We start from the raw sequence: 13,369 nt of genomic DNA on the forward strand, positions 1-13,369 counted from the left end.
TTTAAATTATATAGCCTATTCCTCATACATCTCCATCCACAATCTCGTTTCTTCCAGATCCAGTTCCTTTTCAATCTTTCTAAAAATTTCCTCATTAACAGCACCGGCTTTATGCATTGATTCCAATTTGTTGCGTTCTACATTTAAAAGATCGATTTGAAGCTTGGTAAAGTCATTGAAAATTTCTCCTCCTATCAGATTTCCTTTTCCGAAGAAATTGGCTGGAAGTTCTGTTTTCTGAAGACGATTGAATTTTACCTCATATTTGCTTTTAATATTGTGGAGTAAATCATCATTGAGTAACGAGAAATTATCTTCGATATGGGTAATAGTCTGGGAAACGATAATATTTCTAATATCGTACTCTTCAGCAATTATGGAATAACGTTCGATTTTTAATTTCTTAATCAACCATGGCAAACTAAATCCCTGAATAACCAAAGTAGAAAGTATTACACAAAATACCAGATAAATAATAAGGTTTCGCAAAGGAAATTCTTCTGTTTCACTGATCATTAACGGAAGTGCCAAAGCAGCTGCCATAGATACTACACCACGCATTCCGGACCAGCCAAAAATAATCATGTTACGGTAATCAAACTCTTCTTTCAGACGGATCTTTTTACTGATGAACCGGGGAAGTAATGTTGCAGGAATTACCCATAAAAAACGAACCAAAATCACGGCCACACTCACTGAAGTTCCCCAAACAAACAAAGACCAGCCGGAATAATCGCCAATTCCCGAAATAATTTGCCGTAACTGTAATCCAATTAAGATAAAGATTAATCCGTTTAAGATATTAGTCAAAACGCTCCAAATTGTTCCGGTCATGATTCTGCTTTCGTGCGTGAAAATTGTTCCAGATCTTGCAGAAAGAAAAAGTCCGGTTGCGACTACTGCCAAAACTCCTGAAGCCTCAAAATGTTCTGCAATTAAATAAGAAGCAAAAGGTGTCAATAAAGTTAAAGTTGCTTCGATAACTTCATCACATACAAATCTTTTATGAATAAAACTCATTATATAACCAACACCCAAACCAATGCTGACTCCTAAAACTGACATTACAACAAAATTCAACCCTGCTTCCCAAAGCACAAAATTTCCTGCTGTAATTGCAGTCAGAGCATATTTATACGCCACCAGACCACTAGCATCATTTATTAAGCTCTCTCCTTCGAGAATTGCAATCAGCCTGGGATGTAAACCTAAGCCTTTTGTAATGGAAGTTGCTGAAACAGCATCCGGAGGCGAAACAATCGCTCCTAAAAGAAACGCTAACGGCCAGGAAATATCATCGATTAACATATGGGCGACAACCGCAACCGCAACGGTCGTAAAAAGCACTAATCCCACTGCTGCCAAAGTTATAGGACGAATAGTTTGTTTAAAATCAGACCAACTGGTATACCATGCGGCATGATATAAAAGCGGAGGAAGAAAGATAATAAAAACGACTTCGGGACTTAAAGCAATTACCGGAAGCCCTGGGATAATACTAATAATAACTCCGCAAAGCACAAGTACAACCGGAACAGGAAAATTATATCTTTTACTAATAAGGCTGAGGAATGCGACGCCAAACAATAACATTATAATTACGGTAATATTTTCCATTTCGACCTGTTTTGGTAATTAATATTCAAGAGTACGAATATAATATTTTAACCTTTAGGATTTAGTTCTTAAATATATCTGAGACTATAGACTCTAGTATGGTTGCCAACCTTCCAATTAACTCTCATTTGAATTATTTTTTTTCAGTTCCATTACTTCTCTTTTTACTTCCAGAAGCAACTCCTTCATGCTTTCTATTTCGTTTAATTCCTGCTTTTTATCGTTGCGCCCGATATTGCACTGGTACTCCCAAATTTCGATAATATCAGAAAGCCTGACTTCATAATTAGGATAAAAACTATTATCCGATTCTAAGACTAAGCTGTTCTTTTTGTTTTTATTAAGGCGCTTGTATACCATCCCTTCGTTTTTGGTAATCAGTATGTAGGTTTTTCCATCCTGCACCTCTCCCAGCCTTTCTATATAACGACCAATAATTATACTCCCGTCTTCGTGTGGTGGCATTGAATCGCCTTCTACCGGAAACCCCCTGTGTTTTCCGGGACCTAAAAATGGCAATGAGATTTGCTGTAGGTTTTCGATATATTCGGGATCTGCATAGCCGTTCAGATAGCCTGCTTTTACTTTTTGAGTCACAACTTCGATAAAATTCTCCCCCTCTCGATCTACCTGTATGGGTAAGACTAATCTATTGTCTTCCAGCTTTAGTAAATCGTCGATATTAATTTTTCGTATATCAACCGAAAGCAATAAATCAATACTGATATGATAATGTTGTGCTATCTTTTTTAGGATTTCATAAGGTGCCTCTGAGGTTCCGTCTTCGTATTTGACATACCTACCCCTTGTGATGCCGAGATTCTCTGCGAGTTTTTCCTGTGAAATTTTCTCCTTTACCCTTAATGCCCTGATATTATCTGAAAATAGCGACATAATAATTATGTTATAATTTATAACAACAAATATATTAAAAAATGTTACTACATGAACTAATTTTAGCTTTCCAAAAACAATGAAAATGAGACTATTTGACGATACCGAATTCTTTTCGTCAGGTACAGGAGGGAAGAAGATATTTGACGTTCCTGATGCTGATTTACTTTTAATTGACAATTTTTTTTCGAAAGAAGAGTCTGATTACTATTATACTACCCTGCTGCATCAAACCCAATGGCACGAATATGAAATGCCTATGTATGATAAAATAGTTACCGCCCCCCGATTGGTTTCCTGGTACAGAGATGAAGTATTAAATGAATACAAAACCGATCCAAACTGGCCATTAGAACTGCAAACTATTCGACAGCGTGTTGAAAACGAAACCCATATTCAATTTAATGCCGTATTACTTAATCTTTACAGAAATGGAAAAGACGGAGTTGGATGGCATAGTGATAAAACTGTGAGCAGTAATAAAAACATGAATATCGGTTCGGTTACTTTTGGGGAAACCAGAATGTTTAGGCTCCGTCATAAATTTCGAAAGGAAATTCCTCAAATAGAAATTCCTCTTCATCATGGTACTTTTTTACTTATGGCAGGAAACACCAACAGCTTCTGGCAGCATCAGGTACCTAAAACTGCCCGGGAAGTACTACCGAGAATTAACCTTACTTTTAGAAGGGTTAATTGATATAGTTTATTATAATTTAATTTCTATTTAAAAAAAATCAACCAATATTATTCCAACTCTTTTTCTGAGACCGTCTTTTTATAGTTAGGGTTAAACAGAACTCAAAAAACTTTATATTTACTAAAATTAAATGAAACAAATTCTATGACTAAACCACTCTGCACTGAAAGTGCAGAGGTTTATTTGACGAGAGACTGAAAGTCTCTCAATTTTGAAAACTTTATTATCAAAACTAAAAAAGTCAAAAGATTATATTTTTTCGCATTACTAAAGTACTGCAATAAATTGCAGGGTTTTAAACCCCGATCTGAGACCAATAAACAAAGAACTACAATTTTAATTATTGCATTACTTGGCATAGCATCTACTTTTATGCCCTGGTCTTCCTTACCTATCCTTGGTTCAATGTCAGGCATAAACACTACTTTAGGAAAGATTTCACTTGTATTATTTGTGATTCCCTTATTCGTCAGCCTCATTGGAAACAAGGCAAATGAATTAAATAAAGGGTTACTTTATTCTGCCATCATCCCGGGCATGTTTGCAGGAATAATTGCTTTATTACAAATAATTATCCTTAAAACTTCTAAATCCCATAGTAATGATCCTTTTGAAGCTCTTGTTGCTGCAAATCTATCTATTGGTTTTGGACTATATATAGCTATACTTACAGGAATATCAATGCCTCTCTTTGCCTTTTTAATAAAAGATTCTAAAACAGTTACTCCTAAAGAGATTACCAAAATGCCTGTTCACAATACTTGGAAAGATGATATAAAAGATACTCAAACAATTATTAAAGAAGAAACTATTATATTAGAAACTAAGGAAAACACCATCGACAAAGAAGATCATAGCAGGTTTATGCCTAAATAATTACCTATAAAAAATTAGTACAGATTTAACGAACTGGCGTAGTAATCCATGCTTATAATTACAGTCACAAAACTATTTTTACTCAAATAAAGCTACAAGTAATCTAATCTTGTAGCTTTTGTGTTTTTAAAACGATATCAACTAAACATGATGTCTTGATTTTGGGAAGACATTCAAATCCTTTCTCTCTTTTATCCCAAACATTTTTTAAAATCTAAGTTATCTGATTAATAAAAAATTCAATTATTCATTATCTTCTTCCTGTTCATTCTCAGTATTAATTGCATCATCATTATTTTCACTTTTTTCCGAATTGTCATTTTCAGGTTTTGAGTTTTTATTCTTTTCAAAATCATTTTCAGGATGCGAAAGATCTTCAACAAACTCCTCCTGATATTGATACGGATCTTCGTCTCTGGCATAATTATCATTATCGACAAGAGTATTCTGGTCTATATAGTCGGGATCACTTTCTCCAAATTCTGTAGTTTGTTCTTTATTCAGTTTATGCGGATTTTGATCATTATCCTGAATAGTACTACCATCAATAAGAGTATTTTGATCAATAAAATCGGGATCTGTCTGACCGTATTCGAAATTGTTCTGCTTTTCCATAACTTTTTTATTTTAGTTACTACTTTCCTGGAATATTAAATCTTCTATTTAATGTGATGATACAAATTTACTCCTGAAACCTGAATTATATCTTATAAGAAAAGAGCATATAGTTGTATAATTAATCGTTGTTTACTCAATGTATTTGGTTTTCCTGTAGTAAAATCATTATAAATGATGACTCTCAAAAAACAGCTGAATTGTAATATTGTGGTGCTTTAAATAAAACACATTTATGAAAACGAAATTACTTTTATTCTTACTCTCTTTATGGGGTGCAAATGCTTTTGCACAATACACGAATATTCCTGATACTAAGTTTGAAGCAACATTAATCTCTTTAGGAATTGATGATGTTGCCGATGGGAAAGTATTAACTTCAAAGGTTAATACTTTGACAGAATTATCGATCTCTTCTTCTTCGATTACCGATTTAACAGGGATTCAGGATTTTGTGGCATTAAGTATCTTAAGTTGTGGAAACAATAGAATTACAAGTTTGGATTTAAGTAAAAACACTGCTTTGACATCTTTGAATTGTTATGGCAATCAATTAACTAGTTTAAATCTTTCTGCTAACTTTTCTTTGAAATACTTGTACTGTTATTCTAACAAGATAACTAGTTTAGATGTAAGTAAAAATATTGCTTTAACTAGTCTGAATTGTAGAGGCAATGCAATAAAAAGCCTGGATTTAAGCAAAAATGCAGCTTTAACCAGTTTGGATTGTGCCGGTAACCTGCTTACTTATCTGAATATCAAAAACAGCAAAAACACTTCTCTTTCAAAATACAGTTTGTATTTAGGGGGTAATGTTGCTCTTTCCTGTATAACTGTTGACGACGCAGCATTTTCAAACCAAAATTGGAGCACTAATAAAGACTTTACGGCAATATACTCTTCTTACGATTGTTCGTCAATTACTCAAATTCCTGATACTAAATTTGAAGAAAAATTAATAGCCCTTGGTATTGATACTGATGGTAAAAATGGACTGGTTTTAAATTCCAGTATCACCTCACTTACAACATTAAATGTATCAAATAGTTCTATTACTGATTTAGAAGGTTTAGAAGGATTTATTGCTTTAAAAACCCTAAACTGTTCTAACAATTTATTATCAGGAATAGATATTTCTAAGAACCCGGCTCTGACCTCTTTGGACTGTTCCGGTAACACGACATTAACCTGTATTCAGGTTGCTGATATTAATGTGGCAAAAACAAACATAACCACTACTCAGGACGCCAAAGATAAATTCAATTTAGATTGCAGGCCATATACTTTAATCCCGGATTCCAGATTCGAGGCAAAATTGATTTCCTTAGGATACGATACTGCAGTCGATGGGAAGGTTGAAACAAAAAAAATAAACCGTATCAAATCGTTGAATATTTCAAATGCATCTATTACTGATCTAACTGGAATACAAGACTTTATTGCTTTAACATATTTAGATTGCGGATACAATCAATTAACAAATCTTGATGTAAGTAAAAATACTGCTTTAAGCACTTTAATTTGCAGAAGCAATAAATTAACAAGTATAGATATAAGTAAAAATATAGCTCTGACAAGTTTGTCTTTAACAAATAATCAATTAACAGGTTTAAACACAGCCAACAACACAGCCTTAAATAGTATAAGTTGTGACTCTAATAAAATTACCAGCTTGGATTTTAGTAAAAATACTGCTCTTACTTCTATTTATTGTTATAACAATCAGCTAACTTCTTTGAACATTAAAAATGGAAAGAATAAGCAAACCGGTACAATGAATTTTTATGATAATCCGTTACTAACTTGTGTAATTGTTGATGATGTTGAGTATGCTAAGGATAAATGGGGTACACAAGCCAATACTCCTAAAAAAACATTTTCTCCTTTCGAATGTTCTAGTGTTACTCCAATTCCGGATGCGAAATTTGAAGACAAATTAATAGCACTTGGTATTGATACCGATGGCAAAAACGGAGTCGTTTTCAATTCGAGTATCACGGCTCTTACAACTTTAGACGTTTCGAATAGTTCTATTACTGATTTAAGCGGTTTAGAAGGATTTACGGCTTTAAAAACGTTAAATTGCTCTAATAATTCTTTAGACAGAATCAATATTTCAAAAAACACAGCTTTGACGACTTTAAACTGCTCTAATAATGCAAGTTTAAAATGCATTCAGGTTAACAATATTGATGTTGCTAAAACAAATATTACAACTAGCCAGGAAGCCAAAGATAAATTCAGTTTAGATTGCAATTCTTATACATTAATCCCCGATGCTAATTTTGAGAAGACATTAATTTCCATGGGATATGATACTGTTGCCGATGGTAAAGTGCTTACAAAAAATATTGAAACCATCAAATCATTGGAGCTTCCATGGTACAATAGTATTAAAGATATAACAGGTATCCAGGACTTTACATCATTAACCTCTTTAAATATTTATTCGGTAGCCATTTCAACCTTAGATGTAAGCAAAAACATCAATCTTACTACTTTAGATTGCTCTTCAATTGGATTAACCAGCTTAGACTTAAGCAAAAACACAAAGCTTACTAATTTAAATTGTAATTCAAATAAACTAACAACTTTAGACTTAAGCAATAATACCGCTTTAGAAACTGTAAATTGTACTTTTAATCAGCTTACGAATTTAAATGTGAACAAAAATACGGCTTTAAAAAACCTTTATTGTAATTCTAATCTTCTTACCGCTATTGATGTGAGCAACAACCTGGCTTTAAAAACATTGGGCTGTGATACGAATAAAATAACCAGTATAGACATTAGTAAAAACAAAAATTTAAATACTTTAACTTGTAATGGAAACAGACTGTCCTATTTAAATTTAAAAAATCAAAATAACAATTTCAATTATTTAAACTGCACTGGAAATTTAGATCTCAATTGTATAACTGTTAATGATGTCACTACTGCAAATTCGAAATGGACAAATTCAAAAGACAGTCATGCCTATTTTACAGATCAGGATTGTACTACCATTACAGTAATTCCTGATGCCTTTTTTGAAGACAAATTAATAGCTCTTAATATTGATAAAGATGGTAAAAACGGATACGTGCTGAATTCGAGTATTCAAACCATCACATCACTGGACCTTTCTAATAGTTCTATTACAAATTTATCTGGTTTAGAGGGATTCAAAGCCTTAACAACTTTAAATTGCTCCAAAAATTCATTAAAGAATTTAGATTTAACAAAAAATACAGTTATAAAAACATTAAACTGCTCTAACAATGCAGCGCTAACTTGTATTCAGGTTTCGGATGTTAATAAAGCAACCAAAAACTGGACTGTTACCAAAGATGCTACTGCTGGTTTTAGCTTAGACTGTAGGATTTACACACTAATTCCTGATATCAACTTTGAAGCTAAATTAATTTCCTTAGGATATGATACAGTTGCAGATGGTAAAGTTGAAACCGCTAAAATTGATAATATCACTTTGATAAATCTTAATAATGCATCGATTACTGATCTTAAAGGTATTGAAGATTTCAAAGCATTGACTGTTTTGAATTGTCAAAACAATAACCTTAGCAGTTTAGACATTAGCAAAAACACTAGTCTAAAAGAATTGGATTGTTCAGGAAATGACCTCACCAACTTAGATATAAGTAAAAACGCAGCTTTATTAAAATTAAATTGCTCATGGAACAACCTGGTAAGTTTAAATTTAAAAAATGGTAAAAACACATTTTTTACCGACTTATCATTAAGCGTCAATTCAAATCTCAATTGTATTACAGTTGACGATATTGCCTATGCTAATGCCAACTGGAGTTCTAAAAAAAATAGTACTGCAATTTTTACAACTTATGATTGTACTGCTTTTACCATTATTAGCGATTCAAACTTTGAAAATAAACTCATCGCTTTGGGTATTGACACAGATGGTAAAAATGGTTTTGTAGCCAATTCCAGTATCGAAAAAATAACTCAGTTAGATCTGTCTAATAGTTCCATTGCTAATTTGAAAGGAATAGAAGGATTTAAAGCATTAACACAATTAAATTGTTCCAATAATGCATTGATTTTATTAGACCTAAATCAAAATACCAGTTTGACAAAAATAGAGTGCCAGTCCAATCAAATAACAGATTTGGATATAGACAAATGCATATCTCTTACTCATTTAAATGCTGCTTCTAATAAATTAAAAAATAATTTTGACAGTTATTATTTAAAAGCCTTAACCTGGCTTTCTGTAAGCAATAATGAAATGACATCATTAAACCTTTATCAAAATTCGGAATTAGAAACATTATTATGCAACAATAATAAACTAACCTCACTATCAACCTGGCAACTCGATAAATTAAAAGAGATAAATTGCTCAAATAACCAAATTACTTATTTGGATAACTCAAACCTGGTTAATCTGATATCACTTAATGTTTCGGGAAATAAAATAGGAAATATTGACTTTAGTAATAATACAGCTCTGACATCACTGGATATTTCCGGGAATAATTTTGCCCAGCTTCTCCTTTTGAAAAATAAAGCGCTGTCAAAATTAAATTGCAGCAACAATAAAATTAAGGAGTTGAACCTTAGCCAAAACAAATCTTTAACAGATATAAACTGTTCAGGGAATCAATTAACAGTGTTGAATTTAAAAAACGGAAACAATACCAAATTTAACATTACAACTTTTGATTTAAAAAATAATCCTGATTTAAGCTGCATCAAAGTGGATAATAGATCGTATGCTGATACTAATTGGTCAGATAAGAAAGATGCCAGTGCTTCTTTTTTAACAACATGCGGTCTTAACATTCCTGCAAATAATTTTACAGTAGAAACGAGAAGTGAATCTTGTGCGAATGAAAAAAATGGGGAAATTAATATATATGCAAATGAATACTATCCTTACACCGCAAGTATAAACGGAAAATCGACGGCATTTGTTGACAATAGTCTAAACATAACTAATCTGGCTCCCGGAAATTACACCGTTTTAATTACAATTCCTGATGAAGATTTTGAACAAAAATATACCTTCACTATTGAAAAAGCTACTAAAGTCTCAGGAAAATCAAGCATATCTTCCAAAAAAGTCGATGTTGAGATTCAGGAAGGAACAGCTCCTTATACCATTTTTGTAGATGGAGTAGAACAATTTGAAACTAGTGAAAATAATTTTTCAGTTTCTGCAAAAGAAGGCTTGCTTGAAATAAAAACAGCCAAAGCCTGTGAAGGAATTTACACAAAAGACATTGCAGATTTAGACGTAATCGTTTCTGCCTTTCCAAATCCGACAACAGGAAATTTTAATATTAACATTCCTGGTAAAAAAGAAGAAGTCTTTATAGAAATAAGCAGCTTAGATGGACGCATTATATCAAATAAAAAACACATTTTAGAAAACGGAACAGCAAAATTAACACTCGATAACGAAGCCAAAGGAGTTTATCTCGCTAAAATCTACTTAGATACTATCAAAACCGTGAAAATTATAAAAAATTAAAGATGAAGAAATTTATATACTTAACCATTATTAGCTTTTTGTTTGTCGCATGCAGCAATGGCGGAGACGATGAAAATCAAAACGAAACTCCTAATGTCCCAAAAATAATTTCCCCTGCAAACAATAAATTATGCATAAATAATTATGTTGCCTTTGAATGGGAATATTTAAAAAAACCGAATAATGATCTCATTATCTATCAAATAGAAATAGCCAAAGACAATCAATTTAATCAAATTGTAGAGACATTGGAAACCGAATCAAATTATACGGAAATAGAACTAGAACTAAACACTGCTTATTATTGGAGAATTAAAACCGTAAATTCTGAAGGTATATCAAGTAAGTACAGTAAGACTTATAAATTTTACACAGAAGGAGAAACCATAGTCAACCATTTGCCTTTCTCACCAGAGCTGATCAGTCCGGCAATTAATACAACGCTGAATGCTACAACAGCTACTCTGAAGTGGAATGCTGCTGATGTTGACTCCTATGATTTTCTTAGCTATGATGTGTATTTCGGAACCGCAAATCCTCCTGTGACCAAAATAAGTGAAAACAATACCACAAAGACAATCGATGTAACCCTGCAGCCTTCAAAAGAATATTTCTGGAAAGTAGTTGTAAAAGACGGGAAAGGCGGAGAAACTGTCGGTCAAATCTGGAGATTTAAAACCTATTAAACTGAAATTTCAGATATGTAAAAATCTCATTTTCATAATGAAAATGAGATTTTTTTATTGGAATAATTCAAATCAAATTTTCCTGTCTTAATTTTTCACGATGGTTAATACCAAAATCCCTTAAAGCCAATATAACAGGTTTAACAGACCAGCTATATTCAGTGAGTTCATATTCAGTTCTTATTACATTATCACTATAAATCTTTTTTTCAACAAATCCATTTAGCTCCATTTCCTTTAATTGTTGTGCCAATACTTTTGAAGTAATTTTAGGAACTTCTTTCATAATTTCACTAAACCTTCTATTGCCTTCCATAAGTGCTATTGTTATGGGTATTCTCCACTTACCGGTTATCACATACATAGCATCCATAATAGGCTGAACCTCTGTTTTACATTTTAAAATTCTTTCTACCCGTTTTTTTACATTGGGCACATTTTCCTCATTATTTGTTGTCATTGGTCTAATTATTTGGATAGTCGTCTTGTGGTTAAGGCCAATCAAAAATATCTCCTTTTGTTTCTTAGACGATACATTATTAATGCTTAATTTTTATTTGTGAATAATAAAAAATGATAATTCAAAGAAAACGCATTTAGTAAAGAACATTTACTGTTTTCTAAGTCTACCATATAGAATTAGAATGAGAATACTAAGTAATATTTTACATTTTAAACCAGTTACCTTGAGGTAAGCATACAATCTTTAGTCATATAATGTATTTATTTTTGTGTGATGTGAAATATAAGAATCATCTTAAATAAAAATATGCGGAATTCTATAATAAACAATATTAAGAATATACGAGAGTTAAAAAATTATACCCAGGAATATATGGCCTGTCAATTAGGATTAACACAGTCCGGTTACAACAAAATTGAAAAAGGAAAAACTATACTGGGATATAATCGATTAATAAAAATTGCCGGTGTTTTAGAAGTCAGTGTCGATGACATTATTAGTTTTCAAAGTCCTGTATCTGTCAAAACAACTATTGATAAAAATTCAGAGATTGATGAAGCTGTAAGGCTTAATAAAGTCTATATGAAAAAAATAAAAAGTCTTGAAAAAGCACTGAAAAGCAAAACCCTCGAATTTGATTCTATAAAGAAAACGAAATAATCATAATCCTCTTCTTTCCGGAGTGCCTCCTAATTAATTCATCAATACTTAAAAAACATATATTTCAATATCTAAAAACACCAGGCACTGAAATATATGTGTACTGAATTTTAACCCGCTGTCAATAATTGAAAAGTCTAATTCAAACAATTTCTTCCAAACAAATTAGCTGCGTACATTTACAAATTATATTTGCTAACAACAATCACAGCAGCGGGCTAAATTTAATTAAAAAGAACCACAAATATTTCCTGTAAAAGTGGCACCGGCATTAGCGGTAACATCAGCTTTTACAGCAGTTGTAAGAAGCGTAACGATTGTATATGGGGGTGTAAAAGCGTTACTGCCAGTTACAGTATTTGTGGTATTGATAAAACTGTTATCAAGTTGTGTGATTGCTGTAAAACCAGTCATTAAATCAATAGGTTTCGTAACATTTTCGAATACATTTTTTTCAACCCGGATATCAGCTTCAAAACCGGCCATAATGCATTTATTACTTACTGAACTGCTAAAATAACTGTTGATAATATGAACTTTTCCAAATCTTACTCTTGGCATTCTCTCCTTGCATCCGGGTGCCCACCAGCATCTGGCAAAAGTGATTCTCAATTTTCCGCGATCTCCTGTAGCCGTATCACTTGAACCTATTAAATTTGAAAACCTATGATCATCAGTTCCTCCGGGGCCTCCTGCTTTTGGAGTTTTCTGATAACCAAATTTTGTATAAGAGACTGTAACAAAATCAGATTTATTTTTAATGTCTAAATTTCCATCGACACCATCTCTGAACTCACAATGATCGACCCAAACATTTTGGCAGTTATCAATAATAGCATTATCCCAGCCATCAGTATCATAAGCTCCCGGACCTTCAAATATTAAATTTCTTATGATGATATTGGTGCAGTTTTTAATATTAATAATACCGGAATTTGCAGTAGTCTGATCTGTTGATACCAATTTTGCACCACTTGCACCATATATGGTTTTTCCGGACTGTCCCTGAAGCAATAATCTTCCGGTAGAAGTAGCCGGAATCTGAATAGTACCAGATATTTTTATAACTTTTACATTGCTATTTTCAATAGCTGTTTTTAAATTAGCGTAAGTAGTTACGTTTTCTTCTGCCGCACTCCCACCACCAGTTGTGCCTCCGTTTTGAGAAGCCCAGCCGGGAACTTCGCTGCAATTACCAACTTTTGCTGTACTCGGTGAAACATCAGCAGAAACCACTGCATTTTCATTTTGAACTGCACTGTTATCGTCTTTACTGCAAGAAACAGTAAAAAAAATTGAGACTAATAACAGTGAAGCATTTTTTTTAAATTTCATAATTAATTGATTTTGGGGTTATAATTTAT

Annotated in this window: 10 protein-coding genes; 5 read left to right on the forward strand and 5 right to left on the reverse strand. The window is 32.5% G+C overall.

All coding sequences use genetic code 11. The features are described 5' to 3' along the window. Window positions 1-15: 15 nt before the first annotated feature. Together GWR14_RS22150 and GWR14_RS22155 are read right to left on the reverse strand one after the other, a co-directional pair. Complete coding sequence (locus GWR14_RS22150) at window positions 16-1,617, reverse strand: Na+/H+ antiporter (protein WP_163411324.1); 1,602 nt, start codon at window positions 1,615-1,617, stop codon at window positions 16-18. 117 nt (window positions 1,618-1,734) lie between these two features. Then, the gene (locus tag GWR14_RS22155) at window positions 1,735-2,511 is read right to left on the reverse strand and encodes an XRE family transcriptional regulator (RefSeq protein WP_163411325.1); all 777 of its coding nucleotides are present in this window, start codon (window positions 2,509-2,511) and stop codon (window positions 1,735-1,737) included. 85 nt (window positions 2,512-2,596) lie between these two features. Here GWR14_RS22155 and GWR14_RS22160 point away from each other — a divergent pair, with 85 nt between their 5' ends. Beyond that, window positions 2,597-3,211: an alpha-ketoglutarate-dependent dioxygenase AlkB family protein gene (locus tag GWR14_RS22160; RefSeq protein ID WP_163411326.1), complete on the forward strand. Its 615-nt coding sequence runs from the start codon at window positions 2,597-2,599 to the stop codon at window positions 3,209-3,211. Window positions 3,212-3,496: 285 nt separating this feature from the next. Then, a complete protein-coding gene (locus GWR14_RS22165; protein ID WP_163411327.1) occupies window positions 3,497-4,087 on the forward strand; it encodes a hypothetical protein in 591 nt (196 codons plus the stop codon). Window positions 4,088-4,330: 243 nt separating this feature from the next. Here the strand turns inward: GWR14_RS22165 and GWR14_RS22170 are convergent, their stop codons facing one another. Continuing rightward, entirely contained in the window at window positions 4,331-4,702 is a 372-nt protein-coding gene (locus GWR14_RS22170) for a hypothetical protein (protein ID WP_187356560.1), read from the reverse strand. A 235-nt stretch (window positions 4,703-4,937) separates the two neighbouring features. On the opposite strand from GWR14_RS22170, the gene GWR14_RS22175 reads away from it, so the two are divergent. Then, window positions 4,938-10,196, forward strand: coding sequence for a leucine-rich repeat domain-containing protein (locus tag GWR14_RS22175; protein WP_163411328.1), 5,259 nt, complete (start codon window positions 4,938-4,940; stop codon window positions 10,194-10,196). A 2-nt stretch (window positions 10,197-10,198) separates the two neighbouring features. Beyond that, window positions 10,199-10,882, forward strand: a complete 684-nt coding sequence (locus GWR14_RS22180) for a fibronectin type III domain-containing protein (protein WP_163411329.1) — start codon at window positions 10,199-10,201, stop codon at window positions 10,880-10,882. Between the two features lie 67 nt (window positions 10,883-10,949). Here the strand turns inward: GWR14_RS22180 and GWR14_RS22185 are convergent, their stop codons facing one another. After that, window positions 10,950-11,342 (reverse strand): winged helix-turn-helix transcriptional regulator, encoded by a 393-nt coding sequence (locus GWR14_RS22185; protein WP_163411330.1) that lies wholly within the window; start codon window positions 11,340-11,342, stop codon window positions 10,950-10,952. A 309-nt stretch (window positions 11,343-11,651) separates the two neighbouring features. Here GWR14_RS22185 and GWR14_RS22190 point away from each other — a divergent pair, with 309 nt between their 5' ends. Then, window positions 11,652-12,005: a helix-turn-helix domain-containing protein gene (locus tag GWR14_RS22190; RefSeq protein ID WP_163411331.1), complete on the forward strand. Its 354-nt coding sequence runs from the start codon at window positions 11,652-11,654 to the stop codon at window positions 12,003-12,005. A gap of 228 nt (window positions 12,006-12,233) precedes the next feature. On the opposite strand, the gene GWR14_RS22195 is transcribed toward GWR14_RS22190, so the two are convergent. Then, window positions 12,234-13,340, reverse strand: a complete 1,107-nt coding sequence (locus tag GWR14_RS22195) for a pectate lyase family protein (protein ID WP_163411332.1) — start codon at window positions 13,338-13,340, stop codon at window positions 12,234-12,236. Window positions 13,341-13,369: the final 29 nt, after the last annotated feature.

This window comes from Flavobacterium ajazii (assembly GCF_010614725.1).
GTDB lineage: Bacteria > Bacteroidota > Bacteroidia > Flavobacteriales > Flavobacteriaceae > Flavobacterium > Flavobacterium ajazii.